The following is a 16,549-nucleotide window of genomic DNA, read 5'->3' as shown; positions in this document are numbered from 1 at the left end:
AGCGAAACGCGGTCAGTGGGCTGGGGCTTGCAGTCTGTCGGTGCAGGGCAGTGCGGCCGGGGCTGGGGTGTTGGTGGTAAGGGGCATCCCTCCTGTTTGGTTGTGATAGCGGGACATATACGCTCTTTGCGGTTCTCGGGGGAAATCGGGGGAGTGGCGTGCCGCTGGAGCATGTGGTGCTGGTGTTGGCGGCTGCCCTCTGTGCGGGCTGGGTCGACGCCGTCGTGGGTGGTGGCGGGCTGGTGCAGTTGCCCGCGGTGATGGTGACGGGCATCCCGCCCGTGCAGGCGATGGCCACCAACAAGCTCTCCTCCGTCTTCGGCACCGCCTCGGCCGCCGTGACCTACACGCGTACCACCAAGGTGGACCGGGCGGTCGCGCTGCCCGGCGTGGGGCTGGCCGTGGTCAGCGCCGGGCTGGGGGCCTTGGCCGCGGCGGCGATCTCGGCCGAGGTGCTGCGCCCGGCCGTGATGGCGGTGCTGGTGGGTGTGGCCGCGTTCGTGACGCTGCGCCCGGCGATGGGCTCGGTGCCGCAGCCCCATCTGCGGACGAACGGCCGCGTCGTCGCGGCCGTGACGATCGCGGGCGTGGGCGTCGCCTTCTACGACGGCATCATGGGCCCGGGGACGGGCACGTTCCTGATCATCGCGTTCACCACGATCCTCGGGCTCGACTTCGTGTCCGCCTCCGCCTCGGCGAAGATCATCAATACCGGGACCAACCTGGGCGCGCTGTTCGTGTTCGCCTGGCAGGGACACGTGCTGTGGGGGCTGGGCCTCGGGATGGCCGTCTGCAACGTGGCGGGCGCGCAGGTGGGCGCCCGCATGGCGCTCAAGCGCGGCACGGGCTTCGTCCGCGTCGTGCTGCTGTGCGTGGTGGTGGCCATGGTGATCAGGCTGGGCTGGCAGCAGTTCGGCTAGGACCCGATGCGGCGCCGTGCGCTCGCGCGAGCGCTAGGACCCGACCGGCTCGGCCGTACGGGGGCGCAGCGCGGTGGCGGCCAGCGCCACGAAGGCGGCCAGCAGCGCCGGTACGCCCAGCGCCCGCGGCAGCCCGGACAGCTCGGCGAGACCCCCGATGAGCACGGGCCCGGACAGGAACCCCAGATAGCCGATGCTCGCCACCCGCGCGAGGGCCCGCCCCGCGAACGCCGGATCACGATGCCCGGCGGCGGAGAACACCTGCGGCACGATGCACGACAACCCCGCCCCGAAGCACCCGAACCCGGCCACCCCCGCCACCGGATGCCCGACCGTCAGCGCCAGCCCGAGCCCGGCGGCGGCCAGCAGCCCGCACCCGCGCACCAGCGCCACCGGCCCGAAGCGGACCGCCAGCCGGTCCCCGGCCAGACGCCCGGCCGTCATCATGATGGAGAACGCCGCATAGCCCGCCGCCGCGAACCCCGCGGACGCGGCCAGGTCCTCCCGCAGGTAGACCGAGCTCCAGTCGGCCGCCGCCCCCTCGCCCACCAGGCAGCAGAACGCCAGCACACCGAGGAAGAGGATCCCCTTGGGCAGCCTCGGCCGTACCCCGGCTTCCGAGGACGCCGGCGCGGGCCGGGAGCGCAGCGCCCAGGCCGCCGCCCACGCGGCCAGCAGCGCGATCACCACCGCCACCGACAGGAACGTGGCGGCGGGCGAGAGCGCCAGGTGCGCGAACAGCCCTCCGGCGGCGGCGCCCGCGAACCCGCCGATGCTGAACACCGCGTGGAACGACGACATGATCGGCCGCCCCCACGCCCGCTCCACCTCCACCGCGTTGGCGTTCATCGAGACGTCCAGCACACCGTGGACCACGCCGAACCCGAACAGCGCGGCGGCCAGCGTGCCCAGGTTCACGGCGTAGGCGGGCAGGACGAGCACCACCCCCTGCAGCAGCGCGGCGGGGATCATGACGCGGCTGCTGCCGTAGCGGTCGACCAGGCGGCCGACCGCCTGCATGCCCGCCATCGCCCCGGCAGCGATGGCCAGCAGCGCCAGGCTCAGCCGCCCGTCGCTCAGTCCGAGGTCCTGTTTGATGGCCGGTATCCGGGCCGTCCAGGTGCCGATGGCCGCCCCGGCGAGCAAGAACAGCAGGTAGACGGCGACCCGGGCGCGGTTCACCGGGCTTCCTGGACGAGCCGGACGGTGACCCCGGCGGCGAGCAGGGCGTCGTGCTGCTCGCGCGGGATGCCGGCGTCGGTCACCACCACGTCGAGCCGCGAGATCGGGCAGACCGCGCCGAACGCCGTCCTGGCGAACTTGCCCGAGTCGCACGCCACGATCACCCGCCTGGCCGCGGCGATGGCGGACTGCTTGACGGCCACCTCCGGCAGGTCGTGGGCGGTCATCCCCTGCTCGGACGACAGGCCGCAGCAGCCGATCACCGCCGTGTCGAAGCGCAGGGCCCTGATCGAGCTCTCGGTCAGGGGGCCCTTGAAGTTCAGCTCGCCCGGCCGTACCTCTCCGCCGGGGAGCACCAGCCGTACGCGTGGCGCCGCGGCCAGCAGCGACGCGGACTGGAGCGCCAGCGGCAGGACGGTCACCCGGCGGTCCAGCAGCGCGCGCGCCACCTCGTACACGGTCGTGCCGCCGTCGAGCAGCACCGCCTCGCCGTCGGCGATCAGCCCGGCCACCTCGGCGCCGATCCGCTGCTTGGCGTCGACCGCCTCGTGCTCCCGTACTCCGAACGGCGGCTCCTCGCCGCGCAGCAGCAGCGACAGCGCGCCGCCCCTGACCCTGCGCACCACCCCCTGCTGGGCCAGTTCGTCCAGGTCGCGGCGGATGGTCATCTCCGACACGCCATGCTCGGCGGCCAGCTCGGCGACCGAGACGCTGTCGTGGGTGCGAAGGGTGTTCATGATGGACAGCACACGTTCCATGTGTTCATACAAACATGACTTATGTGCGCAATACAATGGGGGGCATGCGCGCCAGCCGTCTGCTCTCCCTGTTGCTGCTCCTGCAGGCGCGCGGCCGGATGACCGCCACCGACCTGGCCGCGGAGCTGGAGGTGTCGGTCAGGACCGTCTATCGCGACGTCGAGGCGCTGTCGGCCGCCGGCGTGCCGGTCTACGCCGACCGCGGCCCGGCGGGCGGCTACCAGCTGCTCGACGGCTACCGGACCCGGCTGACCGGGCTGACGGCCGAGGAGGCGTCGTCGCTGTTCCTGGCCGGGCTGCCGGGGCCCGCGGCCGAGCTGGGGCTGTCGGAGGTGGTGGCGAGCGCGGAGCTGAAGCTGCTGGCCGCGCTGCCGCCCGAGCCGCGCTCGCACGCCTCGCGGATGCGTGAGCGCTTCCTGCTGGACGTGCCCGGCTGGTACCGCGACGCCGACGACGTGCCGCACCTCAGCGAGGTGGCCGAGGCGGTGTGGGCGCAGCGGCGGCTGCGGATGACCTACCGGCGCTGGGGCAGGCAGGAGGTCGAGCGGGTGGTGAACCCGTACGGGCTCGTGCTCAAGGGCGGCTCGTGGTACATGGTCGCCGCCCCCGCCGGAGCGACGCCGCGTACGTACCGAGTGGCGCGCATCCTGGCGCTGGAGACCCTGCCGGGCGGCTTCGACCGGCCCGAGGGCTTCGATCTCGGCGGCTTCTGGCGCGACTATTCACGCGAGTTCCGCGAGCGCATGTACACCGCCGAGGCCGTCATCAAGGTCGCCCCCGGCACGGACAGCCTGCTCGCCTACACGATGGGCAACGACGTCGTCGCCGCCGCGCTGGCCGAGGGCGCCGAGCCCGACGCCGAGGGCTGGCGCACGCTCACCGTTCCGATCGAGTCGATCACGCACGCCCGGTGGCTGCTGCTGCGGCTCGGGGCGAGCGTCGAGGTGCTGGGACCGCCCGAGCTGCGCGCGCTGATGGTGGAGGCCGTCGCGGAGCTCGGAAAAATCTACGGCTAAATCGGGGCGATTCTGCCACGATGCCTCGCATGTATCTCATCGCATTCATTGGCGCGTGCATCCTGGTGGCGATGGTTCCCGGGGTCAGCACCGCGATCATTCTCAGACAGACGCTGCGGGCCGGGCGCGGCTCCGGCCTGGCCGCCACCCTGGGCAACGAGACAGGCATCCTGATCTGGGGACTGGCCGCCGCGTTCGGCCTGTCGGCGCTGGTGCTGGCCTCGCAGGTGGCCTATGACGTGATGCGCGTCGCGGGCGCGGTCCTGCTGGTCGTGATGGGGGCGCAGTCGCTCTGGCAGGCCCGCAAGGGTTCGGCGCCGGTCGAGGGGGTCGCGGTCAGTGGCCGGCGCCGGTCGTTCCTGGCCGGGTTCGGGACCTGTCTGGCCAACCCGAAGGCGGCGGTGTTCGCGATGTCGTTCCTGCCGCAGTTCGTGCCGCGGGGGCAGAACGTCCCGCTCACCCTCGTCACGCTCGCCGTCGTCTGGGTGCTCGTGGACCTGCTCTGGTACGGCCTGCTCATCTGGACCGTCGCCAAGGCCAAGGCGTTCCTCGGCCGCCCGGTCGTCAAGCGGCGGCTGGAGCAGATCTCCGGTGCCGTCCTCATCGGGCTCGGCCTGAGGCTCGTCCTGGACTCGCGATGAGCGGCCGCTGGACTACGTTGGGGGAATGACGAACGACCTGGCGACGCTGATGCGGCAGGCGCAGGACGAGGATCCGCTGCGAGCCCTGCAGGCGACCACCGCGTTGCGGCACGAGATCGAACGCATGGAGGCGGTCCAGGTACGCCGGGCCAGGGTGGCCGGGTTGCCGTGGGCGCAGATCGCTCATGCGATCGGGGTGAGCAAACAGGCCGTGCACAAGAAATACGGCAGGGGCTAGCGCTCGTGCTCGGCTGTCAGCGCTCGCGCCACTCGGCGAGCAGCCGGGGCAGCCCGCGCTCCACGAACGCGAAGTAGTCGCGCATCCTGGCCAGGTTGGCGCCGGCGGTGGTGTCGTCGCCGCCGACCGCCTCGACCGCGGCCGACGCCTCGTCGGTGATCTGCCGGAAGATCGGCATCTTGGCCAGCGTGAGCTCGTACCAGGCGTCGTCGGGCAGGCGGTAGACATCGCGGCGGGAGCCGGGCACCGGCTCCCGCACCACCAGGTGCATCTGCGTGAGCAGGCGCACCGCTCCGGAGATGGCGGCCGGGCTGACGCCGAGCCGCTCGCCGAGCTCGGCGGCGGTCAGCGTCCGCTCCTCGGCCGCCATCATCGTGAACAGCACGCGCGCGGCCATGGGCGGCAGCCCCCAGTCGGAGAAGATCCGCGCCATCCGCTCGACCGCGTGGCGCACGGCCTCTTCGTCACGAGTCACAGGCGGGATTCTACGGGCTTCACAAACGCGCGAAACTCTCGGCGAACCATCTCAGCGCGATCTGCCAGGAGTAGCCGCGGCGGATGCGCCCGGCCACGTCCGGCGGCAGCGTGTCGAGGCCGCGGTGCTCCAGCAGCACCTCGGTGCCGCCGTCGACCGGCGTGAACGCGACCTCGATCTCCATCTCGCCCTGGTCGTTGATCAGGTCGGCCCAGACCAGGCGGCGTGGCGGCTCCCAGACGAGGATCCGGCCGGTGTCGACGTGGCCGCCGTCGGACCACAGCTCGCGCAGGTAGCCGTCCGCGAACCGGATGCCGACCGCGCGTGACGGGTCGACCCAGCTATGGGGGCCGCGTACGTACCAGCCGTCGATCTCGTCGGTGAAGACGCGGAACGCGGTGGCCTGGTCGACGGGGACGATGACGGCGGCCTGGACGGAGTTCATGGAGTCGTGCGTTCCACGTGGTCCTTGAACGAGCCGAGCTGCTCGGCCCAGAACGCCTGCACCTGGTCGAGCCACGCCTGAAGGGCGGTGAACGGTTCCTGGCGCAGCGTGTAGAGGCGCAGCCTGGCATCCTCGCCGCCCGCCTCCGCCTGGACCAGCCCGCCGGCCCGAAGCACGCGCAGATGCCTGCTCAGCGCGGGCGCGCTCATCTGGACGGCCTGCGCCAGCTCCCCGGCGGGGCGGGGACCGGCGCGCAGCAGGTCGATCACCTTGCGCCGGGTGGGGTCGGCGAGGGCGGCCAGCGTGGCATCCAGATCGTTGCCGTTTGCGTTAATTATTGCTCGCTTTCGTTGTATGGTGATGCTTAACGATAGCGACAATTATTGCGGAGGTCTGCGCATGGCTGTAGAGCTGGGTTACTACACGCTGTCGGTCGAGGACCTGGATCGGGCCGCCGCCTTCTACGAGGCGCTGTTCGGGTGGGAGTTCCGGCGCGAGCACGAGACGTACCTGCACGTGACCAACACCGCGGTGCCGATGGGCCTCACCGCCTCCGGCCCCTCGTCGCAGCCGAACCTGTACTACAGCGTCGACGACGTCGACACCGCGATCAAGCGGGTGCGCGAGCTCGGCGGCACGACGGGGGAGATCATCGAGAGCAAATCGGGGCGGGGCTGCACCTGCACCGACGACCAGGGCACGGAGATCAGCCTCTGGCAGCCCGCACCCGGCTACTGACAGGTCCGCCCCCGCCGATGGAGGTCCGGGCGCGTTCGTGGATCAGTCGGGTGCCTTCACCGTGGCGATGCCGAGCGTGCTGGTCATCGGGAGGATTCCCGCCTCGAAGACGGCGCCCAGGACCGGCCGGATGAGCTGGGCCAGCCGGTCGGCGCGCTGCTCGCCGAGCTGTCGCCACGGCTCGGCGGCCAGTTCGTCGGTCATCCGCTCGACCTGGTCGCGCAGCGCCCGGCCCGCGTCGGTGGCCTGGCCCGCGGCATCGACCAGGCCACGCCCGGCCAGCCGATCCTGCGCGGCGGCCCAGTCGCCCTCGCTCCAGCCGCGCCCGGCGAAGTTGGCCGACGGAGCGGCGCCGATCGCGGCGAAGGAGACCAGCGACTCGCACGGGTCCAGCTCCGCCGCCTGGAGCGCCACGAGATGGCCGTCGCCGCGGTGCTCGCGCAGCACGGTGGCGGCGTGCCAGAGCGCCAGGTGCGGCTCGTCCGGCCAGGGCAGGTCCAGGTTGGCGGCGGCGAGCGGCCGTCCGGCCACCGTCACGCTCTCGGCCGTCCGCTTGGCCAGCTCGGCGGCCTCGGCGAGCTGTTCTGCCTTGTCGCCGAGCAGCGCCCGATAGGTGCGGTCGACGGCCCGGATGCGGGTCTGGAGCACCTGCTCGGGGGTGGCGGTGTCCCAGACGGCCGGAACGTGTTCGGCGATCGTCTGAGGGCTGAAGCTGTAGTAGGTGGCGAAGGCCAGGTTCGTGCCCGCGTGGCCCAGCGGCGCGGTGCGGTAGGCGAAGTAGCTCGGCCAGCGCGACTCCACGTCGTAGCCGATCGCCGCGGCTTCCTCGAAGGCCTGGGGGGAGAAGTACAGCGCCGCGTGGATCGGCTCCAACTGGTGCCACATGCGGCGGGCGACTCTGCCATCGATGGACATGCCAATTCCTCACTGTCTAGATAAGGTATGCCAGTGACTATAGACTCCTGGCGCATCACTGGTCAATCCCAAATAGACAGTTATGTTGGCCGGTGGGTGGAGCTCGCCGTCCTCCTGGTGAACGAACTGGCCGTGGGTGAGGTACGCGGGCGCGACCTCGCGCCGCCGGCCGACGGGGCCTCGCGCCGCGCCGCCGTACTGGGCGCCACGGCGCGCCTCGACCGGCCGCCCGCCGGATCTCTGACCGCCGCCGACGCCGACCGCCTGGCGGAGGTGGCCGCCGAACTGCGGCCCGTGTTCGGCGGGGGCCCCGATGCCGTCGCGTCGCTCAACGCGCTGTTGGTACGGCACGCGGCCGTCGCCAACCTGCACGGTGAGCCGCCCGTCCTGGCCTTCCACCAGCCGGACGCCTCGCTGGTCGACGCCTGGGCCGCCGACGCCGGCACCGCGCTGGCCATGGTGATCGGGGTGGGGCAGGGGGTTCGGCTCCGGTCGTGCGAGGCGGACGGGTGCGCGCTGGTCTTCTTCGACGTGACGCGGAACACCTCGCGGCGCTTCTGCGGGCTGTCGTGCCAGAACCGCGCCAAGGCCAGCGCGTACCGTGCCCGGCGGCGGGCCTGAGATCGGCGCGCCGCCCTGTCGGCGCTGCTCTGTCGGTGGTGCTCTATCTGTGTGCTCTATCGGCGGCCGAGGGCGATGGGGAGCACGATGTGGTCCACGAGCCGCCGGGCCAGTTCGTGGTCGACGGGCTCACCGCTGACCAGCGCCCGGAAGAACAGCACCGCCGGGCCCACCTGCCACAGCAGGTCGGTGTCGGCGCTGCGCGACAGCTCGCCCCTGGCCCAGGCCCGCTCGAACACCTCCAGCGTCAACCGGCGGCGGCCGGCGATGTAGTTCTGCTGCACCGCGCGGGCCAGGTCGGCGTTGTGCAGGATCTCGCCGACCAGCCCGGCGATGACGTCACCGAGCCGGGCCAGCTCGCCCACCAGCGACTCCATCAGCGCGAGCAGATCACCCCGCAGCTCGCCCGTGTCGGGGACGACCGGCCTGTCGGAGACGGCATTGACGAACGCCGCCACCACCAGCTCCGCCTTGGACGGCCAGCGCCGGTAGACGGTGTGCTTGCCCGCCTTCGCGCGTGCGGCCACCGCCTCGATGGTCAGCCTGTCGTACCCGGTTTCGCGCAGCACATCGAGCACGACGCCGAGTAACTCGGCCTCGCGCGCCGGCCCGCCTCGCAAGGGCGTAACGGACATGACTTACAGAGTAGGCGTCAACGCTGCCAGACTGTCAGGTCCATGGTGATGTAGTCACTGGCCCCTCCGGATACCTTCGTCACCTTGACGAGACCGATCGTGTTCTCGGCGAAGACGCACACCAGCCTGCCCTTGGCCTGGTCGGTGGCGTAGCTGTCCATGTACCGGGTGTTGTCGACGCACGCCTGGTAGGTGCCGGTCTGTCCGGGTTCGAGCACGGCCATCTTCTCCGCCTCGAGGCCGATGGCGCCGTACCTGACGTCCTCGTCGTTGCCCTCCCTCGGGTGAGTGGGGTCGTCGGTGAAGTTGACCGAGTAATAGATGGTCACATCGATGCCCTTGTACGTGCCGAGCAGCGTGCCCGCCTTCGCTCCGGCCACCGAGCCCTCGGTCGCCGTGCCCGCGGGGCTCGGCGTGGTCTCCTCGGTCGTACCGGCAGTGGGCCTGCTCGCGGGCGCCTGTTCGGTGACCGTGACGGTCGCGGCGGGTTGGGCGAGCGGGGTGCCGACGGCGGGACCCTGGTTCAGCAGCACGGCCGTGGCCGCGCCCGCGATCAGCGCGGCGCCCGCGGCGGCGCCGGCCACGACACCGAACCCGAACGTCCTGCGTGAGCTCGCAGGGGGAGGAGAGGGCGAGGCCGCGTAGGCGGGCAGGGAGTGCGTGAGCTCCGGGGGCAGCCACTCCGGCCCCGTCCGCGCGTACCGTTCGAGCTCGGTCACCAGGGCGCGCGGCGTCGGCCGGTGCGCCGGGTCCTTGGCCAGGCAGCGGGCGATCACCTCGCGCAACTCCGGCGGGCAGCCGTCGAGCTGAGGCTCGTCATGCACCACGCGGTAGAGCACCGCAGGGTCGGGGCCCTCACCGAACGGTGTGCGGCCGGTCGCCGCGAACAGCGCAAGACCGCCGAGCGCGAACACGTCGACCGGCGGCGCGGCCGGGTGCCCGAGCGCCTGCTCGGGAGCCATGAACAGCGGCGTGCCGATGCGGATGCCGGTGCCGGTCAGCGGGGTCGCGTCGACGGCCTTGGCGATGCCGAAGTCGATGACGCGGGGGCCGTCGGGGGACAGCAGCACGTTCGACGGTTTGAGATCGCGGTGAACCACCTGGACGGCGTGGATGGCCCGCAGCGCCTCGGCCACCCCGCAGACCAAGGTCAGCACCGTGCGGGGAGGCAGCGGGCCGTGCCGGGCGACGGCCTTGTCGAGCGAGGGCCCGGGCACGTAGGCGGTGGCCAGCCAGGGCGTCCTGGACTGGGGATCGGCGTCGACGACGGGCGCGGTGTAGAGACTCTGCACCCGCTCGACCGCGGCGACCTCCTGCTGGAACCGCCGCCGGAACTCCGGATCCCCGGTGAACTCGGCGCGGATCACCTTGATGGCCAGCCGCCTGCCGCTCTGGGTGCGGGCGAGGTAGACCTGCCCCATTCCGCCCGCCCCCAGCCGCGCCACCAGGCGATAGCCGCCGATCTCGGATGGGTCGTCAGGGGCCAGTGGTGTGAAGGGGGGATTCACTATCGCACTTTACCATGCCAATAAATCTACAATGTAAAGGCGTGCGGAGTAGATTGCCAACATCTCTTCGCGAATAACTCTTTGCGAAGAGATGTTGGCAATCTATGGTTGGGTGCATGACCTCAGTCGTCGTCCTCGATGCCAAGGGCCTGCGCGCCCTCGCCCACCCGGTGCGGGTGGAGCTCGTCCAACTGCTGCGCAAGTACGGTCCTTCGACGGCCACCCGCCTGGCCGAGCGCCTCGATGTCAACTCCGGTACGGCCAGCTACCACCTGCGCAGGCTGGCGGCGGCGGGCTTCGTCGAGGAGGACACCGAACGCGGAAACGCGCGCGAGCGGTGGTGGCGTTCCGTACACCAGGTGACCCGGCTCGCCGACAGCGAACTGGCCAGGCAGGAGCCCGAGGCTGTGCTGACCTACCTGCGGTCTGTGGCGGCCGCGCACAGCCTGCTGACCCAGCGCGCGCTGAACGAACTGCAGACCATGCCCCGGCCCTGGTACGACGAGCTGGACATCAGCCACTGGGCGCTGCGCCTCACCCCTGAGGAGGCCGGACGGCTGCACGAAGAGCTGCTGGCCGTGGTCGCCCGCTACCGGCGCGAGGACCCCGAGAGCGCGGCCGCCGAGGGCGCCGAGCGGGTGTCGCTGGTCATGCACCTGCTGCCGGAGCCGGACGTATCGGAATCGGACCTGCCATGACCGGCAGTCCTGCGACTGGGCGGTCCTTACGCCCGCTGGCCGGGGTGCTGGCGGCCCTGGCCATGTCATTGACCGGCACTCGGGTGTCGGCCATCGCGTTGCCGTGGTTCGTGCTTGTCACGACCGGCAGCGCCACCATGACCGGGCTCGTCGCGTTCTGCGAGATGGCACCGTATGTCCTGGTCAAGCTCTTCGTGGGGCCGCTGGTCGACCACCTGGGGCCGCGCCGGGTCTCGTGGGTCGCCGATGTGGTGAGCGCCGCCGGAGCCGGGGCCGTGGTTCTGCTGCACGCTTTCGGCCTGCTGGCCTTCCCGGTGTTGCTCGGGCTGGTGTCGCTGATCGGCGCGGCTCGCGGGCCCGGCGACCTGGCCAAGGAGATCATGGTGCCGGAGGCGGCCGAGCGCGGCCGGATCCCACTGGAGCGGGCCGCGGCACTGTCGGGCGTGACGGAACGCCTGGCCGCCACCGTCGGCCCGGCGACGGGCGGGGCGCTGGTGGCACTGGCGGGCCCACTGGTGGGCTTGACGGCCAGCGGAGCCTGCTTCGCACTCGGCTCCGTCGTCATCGTGTGGGCACTGCCCCGCGCCCGGGCGTCAGCCGAAGACGCAGTCCCCGCCCAGGTGCCGGCTGGTGATCTCCTTGCCGTCCAGGTGTCGGCCGAGGGCGCGGTTCCTCTTCAGACGTCAAGCCACGGCTCAGGTCGCGATTCCGAGGGTGGTGCGGGGGAGCGGGCGGGTTACTGGCGGCGTTTCGCCGGGGGGATCGCTTTTCTGCGGGGTGAGCCGATATTGCTGGCCCTCGCTCTCATGGTCGCCGTGACGAACCTGCTGGACGCGGCGTTCGCCCAGGTGCTGGTGCCGGTGTGGGCCAGGGAGTCCGGCCACGGCCCGGCCGTGATCGGGCTGAACAGCAGCGTGATGGGGCTGGCGGCGGTCGGCGGGAGTCTGGTGGCCGCCGCGGTGGCGCATCGGATGCGGCGGCGGGCGGTGTTCTTCGTGGCCTTTCTGCTCGCGGGTCCGCCGCGGTTCCTGGTTCTGGCGATGGACGCGCCGGTGTGGGCGATCGTGGTCGTGTTCGCGCTGAGCGGGCTCAGCGGAGGCCTCATCAACCCGATCCTGGGCGCGATCTACTTCGAGCGGGTGCCGCGACGGCTGCTCGGCCGGGTCAACGCGCTGGGGGACTCGCTGGCATGGGCCGGGATTCCGCTGGGCGGGCTCATCGCCGGTGCGGCGGTGGCCGCCGCCGGGTTGTCGCCGGTGCTGGCCGCGTGCGGGGCGGCCTACTTCCTCACCGTCGGACTGACCGGACTGCGCCGGGAATGGCGGGAAATGGACCAGTCGCGCGACGCGGGGCGTCCCGCAGCGGTGGCCGCAGCCGGCCGCGCAAGTGGTGCTGCGGGCGGCGGCTCAGGTGGCGCCTCGGCGGAACGTTCAAGTGGTGCTGCGAGCGGCCATTCAGGTGGCGCCGCGGCTGGCCGTTCAGGTGGTGCTGCGGGCGGGCAGCATGGCGGCGATCTCGCCGGCCAGGGTCGGATCGGCCGCGAACGCCTCGAGGATGGCCAGCCGTAACGCCAGATCGTCGCCGGAGCGGGCCGCCACCTGCTCGATCGCCCTCCTGGAGCCGGCGTCACCCCGCCCGAAGATCCGCTGCAGGATGCGGGTCCCGCGGGCGATGTTCGACCCGGCGGCGAGCTCGTTGGTCTTGGCGAGTACGGCACCGCCATAGGCGCAGATCGCCTCGGTGATGTAGGGCATGACGTCGTCCGCTATGTCCACGGATACCTCCATGGGACCTGCCGGGGGATGAAGGCGATGCTAGTCCCGAGAGGCTGTCCGGCGAGCACTAATCTGTGGACGTGTCCTCCTATCTCACCCTGAGCGCCGCCATCGAGCACGAGACGGAGGCCCGCCGCTCCCGCTTCGTCTGCGCGGTCGCCCCGGCGAGGACACCCGAGGAAGCCTCGGCCTTCATCGCCGAACGCCGCCACCTGCACCCGAACGCCTCCCACAACTGCACGGCCTACGTCATCGGCGACGACCGCAAGGGCGACGACGACGGCGAACCAGGCGGCACAGCGGGCACGCCGATGCTCCAGGCCCTGACGGGAAGAGGCTTCAACGATGTGGTGGCGGTGGTCACCCGCTACTTCGGCGGCACCCTCCTGGGCGCCGGCGGCCTGGTCCGCGCCTACAGCTCAGCGGTAACGGAAACTCTGGACCAGGCACAACCCATCAGGATGATCCCGGCAACCCTCATCGAGGTAACAGTCGCCCACGACCAGGCAGGGCGCATAGAGAATGATTTGAGGGCATCAAAACACCCGATCAAGGACGTGTCCTACGGCAGCAAGGTCGTCTTCACGGTAGCGGTGTCAGACGACGAGACGGCCACCTTCACCGACTGGCTGGCAACCCTCACGGCAGGCCGAGCCCAGGTGACTCCGGGCAACAGAATCCACGTAGCAGGCTAAGAATACGGCCGTAACGGCGCCCGGCCCCGTGCGGGCTCAGCGGCCGTGTCCCTGGAGGTCCTCAGCCACGTACGGTGACTGGGCCCTCCCGTGCTGTGCCGTAAAGCACAGAAAAGGTTTTGACCCCTCAAGCGCATGCGGCCCACGGCGGCTGGGCCCTCCCATAACGCAAAAATCATCCCTCCAGCGCATACTGCATGACGCGAAACTTCGCCTGCGCCTCGGCGAGTTCGGAGGCCGGGTCGGAGTCGCCCATGATGCCGCCGCCGGCGAAGAGGCGGGCGCGGCGGCCGCGGACGATCCCCGACCGCAGCGCGATCCCCCACTCGCCGTCCCCGTGAGCGTCGATCCATCCGACGGGCCCCGCGTACCCCGCGCGATCCATCCCCTCCAGCTCCCGGATCACCTTGATGGCGGTGTCGGTGGGTGTGCCGCCCACCGCCGCGGTCGGGTGCATGGCGGCGACCACGTCGAGCACCGACGCGCCGTCGGCCAGGCGGCCCGTGACGTGACTGGCCAGGTGCTGGACGTTGGGCAGCATGAGCAGTTCGGGCTCGTCGGGGGTCTGCAGCGACGAGCACAGCGGGGCGAGCGTCTCGCGTACGGACGCGATGGCGCACTCGTGCTCGTGCCGGTCCTTGGCCGAGGCGAACAGCGCGGCGCCGCGCGCCAGGTCGTCTTCGGGGCCGCTGCCGCGCGGCGTGGTGCCGGCCAGGACGAGCGACTCGATCTCCTGGCCGGTGCGCCGGATGAGCAGTTCGGGCGTGGCGCCGACGAAGCCGGCGACGGAGAAGGTGTAGCACTCGGGATAGCGGTGCGCCAGGCGGCTGAGCAGCAGGCGTACGTCGATGGGACGCTCGGCCGTGGCGAGCAGGTCCCGGGCCAGGACGACCTTCTCCAGCTCGCCGTCGCGGATGCGCCGGGCGGCCTGGGCGACGACGTGCTCCCATTCGGGGGCGGACAGGCTGCCGTCGCCGTAGCTGATGCGGCCCGGGTCGCGGATCGGGGTGAGGGGTTCGAGCCGCGCGTCGCCGATGGTGGTGAGCCAGGCGTGGCCGTTGCGCCGGGCGAGTACGGCCTGCGGGACGACGAGGACGGAGCCGGCGGCGTTCTCGTCGAAGGTGAAGGAGCCGAAGGCGACCGGCCCGACGCCGGGTGTGCCGGCCGGCCCGTCGAGGTAGGCGTCCATGCGGGCGTCGCCGAAGAGGTCGCCGAGCCACCGCCGGGCCCAGGCGAACCGGCCGGGACCTGCGGGAACATTCACACGGGCGGCCTCACCCCAGCCGACGAGTCCTTCGCCATGCCTGATCCAGGCATAAGGGGCGGGGGTCCGGGGCAGGGAGGCCAGCAAGTTACCGGGGTCACCTATGGGGGTGGTGCGAACCGGTAGCGGGCGGGTGGTTCCGAGCGCGACACTCACCCAAGACACTCTATGCGGGAACTGAACACGTTCGACTGGGACCCCCGTGAATGACCGGTTACGGTCAACGAACCCAGAAAAAGTGGGAACTCGCATGATATTCGGTCGTGGCCGCATCGGATCCGGCCTGTCAAGCGGCGATATGAACACGGTCCTGAGATGGCAGATGTTGCCCTAACGACATAGTCGGCCTCCTCGCTCATCCCTACTTTGGGCCGCATGATCACTCGTCTCGCGCCCGTCTGCGTCGCCGCGCTCGTTCTTCTCGGTTCCGGTACGGCCCAGGCCGCCACGGCGGAGCCTGTCCCAGAGGTCATGGCGGCGTTGGGTGATTCGGTCTCGGCCGGGTTCAACGCGTGCGGCTGGTACGTCGCCTGCACCTCCCGCTCCTGGTCGGCGGGCGACAACGCCCAGGTGACCAGCCACTACCTGCGGCTGGCCGGGCTGAGCAGGTCGATCCTGGGGCACAACCGCAACTTCGCGGTGCCCGGGTCCACGAGCGCGGACCTGCTGGGGCAGGTGAGGCAGGCGGTGGAGGCCAAAGCGAGTTATGTCACAATCCTCATCGGCGCCCAGGACGCCTGCAAGCCGGCGGAGAAGGACATGACGCCCGTGCAGGTCTACCGGCAGCGGCTGGACGCGGCTCTGGCGGAGCTGCGGGCCGGGATGCCGGGCGTGCGGGTGTTCATCGCCAGCATTCCGGACCTGCGCCGGTTGTGGCAGGTCGGCAAGGGCAACGCGCTGGCGCGCTCGTTCTGGACGCTCGGCCATATCTGCCCCACCATGCTCGCCTCCCCATCATCGATGAAGGCCGCGGACGTGGCGCGGCGGACCCGGGTGCGGGCGCGGGTGATGGCCTACAACCACGAGGCCGCCGAGGCGTGCGCGACGCTGGGTCCCGCGTGCCGTACGGACGGCGGCGCGGTGTTCGGCTACCCGTTCACGCTCGACCACATCAGCAAGTGGGACTACTTCCACCCCAACGCCGACGGGCAGCGGGTCCTGGCCGCGCTGACGTTCAAGAACGGCTTCGAGTGGATGGACGTGCGCTGAGCGGCGGCGGTCAGCGGCACTGGGCGAGCATGGTGTCCTTGTCCTCGCGGGTGACGGGCAGGTCATACTTGCGCGCGACCTGGGCGAAGCGGGTGACGTAGGCGCAGCGGATGCGGCGCTGCGGCGGCAGCCAGCCGGCCGGCCCCGAGCCGTCCTTCTGCTCGTTGGCGGCGCCGTCGACGGGCAGCAGGTTGAGCGGGTCGTTGGCGAAGTCGACGCGCTTGGCCATCGACCAGCGCGGCGTGCCCATCCGCCAGCCGTAGGCGAGCGGGATGACGTGGTCGACCTGGATCTCGTCGGCGTGCTCCTTGCGCCAGTCGATGGTCCTGCCGGTGTAAGGGTCGGTCAGCCGCAGGGAGACGATCTCGCAGCGGGAGCCCTGGCGATACTTGACGTCATGGCCGTCACGGGCGAGCAGGTCGTCGCGGGTACGGCAGCCGTTGCGGGCGTACGGGACGTCGGTGGCGGTGTCGGCCCAGTTGTCGCCGTACCTGGTGCGCTCGTAGCCCGTCTTGGGGCCGCGGCCCTTCACCCGGAGTCCCTTGATGAGGGCGCGGGCGCTGGCTTTGTCGGCATCTTTGGTGATGGGGGCGAGTCCTGGCAGGGTTCCGCTGGTGTTGCTCAGGGGGCTGGCCGCGGTGGCCGGGCTGCTCTTGCTGCCGCCGATGAGGGAGACGACCAGTACACCCCCGGCCAGGAGGGCGACCGTATCCTTTGTGCTCAAGTACGCCTCCGAGATCTTGGGCACAGGTTCTCTAGAGATCAATTCCCGACATTGTGGTGTTTGACACGGTGAGAGGTTTGAGACGGCAGAGG

21 protein-coding genes are annotated in these 16,549 nt (G+C 71.1%); 10 read left to right on the top strand and 11 right to left on the bottom strand.

The window, feature by feature from the left end:
• Positions 1-158 precede the first annotated feature (158 nt).
• A complete protein-coding gene (locus tag ACGFNP_RS44975; protein WP_358324258.1) occupies positions 159-920 on the top strand; it encodes a TSUP family transporter in 762 nt (253 codons plus the stop codon).
• Positions 921-953: 33 nt separating this feature from the next.
• Here ACGFNP_RS44975 and ACGFNP_RS44970 read toward each other — a convergent pair whose 3' ends face one another.
• Positions 954-2,102: an MFS transporter gene (locus ACGFNP_RS44970; protein WP_393329134.1), complete on the bottom strand. Its 1,149-nt coding sequence runs from the start codon at positions 2,100-2,102 to the stop codon at positions 954-956.
• Entirely contained in the window at positions 2,099-2,860 is a 762-nt protein-coding gene (locus ACGFNP_RS44965) for a DeoR/GlpR family DNA-binding transcription regulator (protein ID WP_393329132.1), read from the bottom strand. Before ACGFNP_RS44965 ends, ACGFNP_RS44970 begins: the two co-directional genes overlap by 4 nt.
• Positions 2,861-2,904: 44 nt before the next feature.
• Between ACGFNP_RS44965 and ACGFNP_RS44960 the strand changes: the two genes are divergently transcribed.
• From ACGFNP_RS44960 to ACGFNP_RS44950, 3 genes are read left to right on the top strand one after another with little or no spacing between them, the layout of a single operon-like run.
• Positions 2,905-3,876: a YafY family protein gene (locus tag ACGFNP_RS44960; RefSeq protein WP_358324249.1), complete on the top strand. Its 972-nt coding sequence runs from the start codon at positions 2,905-2,907 to the stop codon at positions 3,874-3,876.
• A gap of 29 nt (positions 3,877-3,905) precedes the next feature.
• Positions 3,906-4,517, top strand: a complete 612-nt coding sequence (locus tag ACGFNP_RS44955; RefSeq protein ID WP_393329130.1) for a LysE family translocator — start codon at positions 3,906-3,908, stop codon at positions 4,515-4,517.
• Positions 4,518-4,542: 25 nt separating this feature from the next.
• Positions 4,543-4,755 carry a hypothetical protein gene (locus ACGFNP_RS44950; protein WP_219528414.1) on the top strand — a complete coding sequence of 71 codons (213 nt, stop codon included), beginning with the start codon at positions 4,543-4,545 and terminating at the stop codon, positions 4,753-4,755.
• Positions 4,756-4,771: 16 nt separating this feature from the next.
• On the opposite strand, the gene ACGFNP_RS44945 is transcribed toward ACGFNP_RS44950, so the two are convergent.
• From ACGFNP_RS44945 to ACGFNP_RS44935, 3 genes are read right to left on the bottom strand one after another with little or no spacing between them, the layout of a single operon-like run.
• A complete protein-coding gene (locus ACGFNP_RS44945; RefSeq protein WP_358024641.1) occupies positions 4,772-5,230 on the bottom strand; it encodes a MarR family transcriptional regulator in 459 nt (152 codons plus the stop codon).
• Between the two features lie 19 nt (positions 5,231-5,249).
• The gene (locus ACGFNP_RS44940; RefSeq protein ID WP_358324243.1) at positions 5,250-5,675 is read right to left on the bottom strand and encodes an SRPBCC domain-containing protein; all 426 of its coding nucleotides are present in this window, start codon (positions 5,673-5,675) and stop codon (positions 5,250-5,252) included.
• A complete protein-coding gene (locus ACGFNP_RS44935; protein WP_393329127.1) occupies positions 5,672-6,055 on the bottom strand; it encodes an ArsR/SmtB family transcription factor in 384 nt (127 codons plus the stop codon). Before ACGFNP_RS44935 ends, ACGFNP_RS44940 begins: the two co-directional genes overlap by 4 nt.
• 19 nt (positions 6,056-6,074) lie before the next feature.
• Here ACGFNP_RS44935 and ACGFNP_RS44930 point away from each other — a divergent pair, with 19 nt between their 5' ends.
• Positions 6,075-6,413, top strand: a complete 339-nt coding sequence (locus tag ACGFNP_RS44930) for a VOC family protein (RefSeq protein ID WP_358324237.1) — start codon at positions 6,075-6,077, stop codon at positions 6,411-6,413.
• Positions 6,414-6,455: 42 nt separating this feature from the next.
• Here ACGFNP_RS44930 and ACGFNP_RS44925 read toward each other — a convergent pair whose 3' ends face one another.
• Positions 6,456-7,328, bottom strand: coding sequence for a hypothetical protein (locus ACGFNP_RS44925; protein WP_393329125.1), 873 nt, complete (start codon positions 7,326-7,328; stop codon positions 6,456-6,458).
• Between the two features lie 96 nt (positions 7,329-7,424).
• Between ACGFNP_RS44925 and ACGFNP_RS44920 the strand changes: the two genes are divergently transcribed.
• Positions 7,425-7,949, top strand: coding sequence for a CGNR zinc finger domain-containing protein (locus tag ACGFNP_RS44920; protein WP_393329124.1), 525 nt, complete (start codon positions 7,425-7,427; stop codon positions 7,947-7,949).
• A 56-nt stretch (positions 7,950-8,005) separates the two neighbouring features.
• Here the strand turns inward: ACGFNP_RS44920 and ACGFNP_RS44915 are convergent, their stop codons facing one another.
• Positions 8,006-8,584, bottom strand: coding sequence for a TetR/AcrR family transcriptional regulator (locus tag ACGFNP_RS44915; protein WP_358324228.1), 579 nt, complete (start codon positions 8,582-8,584; stop codon positions 8,006-8,008).
• A 17-nt stretch (positions 8,585-8,601) separates the two neighbouring features.
• Positions 8,602-10,092: a serine/threonine-protein kinase gene (locus ACGFNP_RS44910; protein ID WP_393329122.1), complete on the bottom strand. Its 1,491-nt coding sequence runs from the start codon at positions 10,090-10,092 to the stop codon at positions 8,602-8,604.
• A 116-nt stretch (positions 10,093-10,208) separates the two neighbouring features.
• Here ACGFNP_RS44910 and ACGFNP_RS44905 point away from each other — a divergent pair, with 116 nt between their 5' ends.
• Both ACGFNP_RS44905 and ACGFNP_RS44900 read left to right on the top strand, forming a co-directional pair.
• Positions 10,209-10,790, top strand: coding sequence for an ArsR/SmtB family transcription factor (locus ACGFNP_RS44905; RefSeq protein ID WP_393329120.1), 582 nt, complete (start codon positions 10,209-10,211; stop codon positions 10,788-10,790).
• Positions 10,787-12,358, top strand: a complete 1,572-nt coding sequence (locus ACGFNP_RS44900; RefSeq protein ID WP_393329118.1) for an MFS transporter — start codon at positions 10,787-10,789, stop codon at positions 12,356-12,358. The genes ACGFNP_RS44905 and ACGFNP_RS44900 overlap by 4 nt, the downstream gene beginning before the upstream one ends.
• Here the strand turns inward: ACGFNP_RS44900 and ACGFNP_RS44895 are convergent.
• Positions 12,269-12,565 carry a hypothetical protein gene (locus ACGFNP_RS44895; RefSeq protein ID WP_358324216.1) on the bottom strand — a complete coding sequence of 99 codons (297 nt, stop codon included), beginning with the start codon at positions 12,563-12,565 and terminating at the stop codon, positions 12,269-12,271. The genes ACGFNP_RS44900 and ACGFNP_RS44895 overlap by 90 nt on opposite strands.
• An 80-nt stretch (positions 12,566-12,645) precedes the next feature.
• On the opposite strand from ACGFNP_RS44895, the gene ACGFNP_RS44890 reads away from it, so the two are divergent.
• A complete protein-coding gene (locus ACGFNP_RS44890) occupies positions 12,646-13,260 on the top strand; it encodes a YigZ family protein (RefSeq protein ID WP_358324214.1) in 615 nt (204 codons plus the stop codon).
• Positions 13,261-13,435: 175 nt separating this feature from the next.
• Here ACGFNP_RS44890 and ACGFNP_RS44885 read toward each other — a convergent pair whose 3' ends face one another.
• Positions 13,436-14,680 carry an isochorismate synthase gene (locus tag ACGFNP_RS44885; protein WP_358324211.1) on the bottom strand — a complete coding sequence of 415 codons (1,245 nt, stop codon included), beginning with the start codon at positions 14,678-14,680 and terminating at the stop codon, positions 13,436-13,438.
• Between the two features lie 219 nt (positions 14,681-14,899).
• Between ACGFNP_RS44885 and ACGFNP_RS44880 the strand changes: the two genes are divergently transcribed.
• The gene (locus ACGFNP_RS44880; protein WP_358324208.1) at positions 14,900-15,733 is read left to right on the top strand and encodes an SGNH/GDSL hydrolase family protein; all 834 of its coding nucleotides are present in this window, start codon (positions 14,900-14,902) and stop codon (positions 15,731-15,733) included.
• Positions 15,734-15,743: 10 nt separating this feature from the next.
• Here the strand turns inward: ACGFNP_RS44880 and ACGFNP_RS44875 are convergent, their stop codons facing one another.
• On the bottom strand, positions 15,744-16,457 hold the full coding sequence (locus tag ACGFNP_RS44875) for an HNH endonuclease family protein (RefSeq protein ID WP_393329115.1): 714 nt from the start codon (positions 16,455-16,457) through the stop codon (positions 15,744-15,746).
• Positions 16,458-16,549: the final 92 nt, after the last annotated feature.

Source organism: Nonomuraea sp. NPDC049269 (assembly GCF_043197155.1).
Taxonomy (GTDB): Bacteria; Actinomycetota; Actinomycetes; order Streptosporangiales; family Streptosporangiaceae; genus Nonomuraea.
The sequence above is the reverse complement of the archived record's forward strand: the minus strand, read 5'-3'. Positions and strand labels throughout refer to the sequence as shown.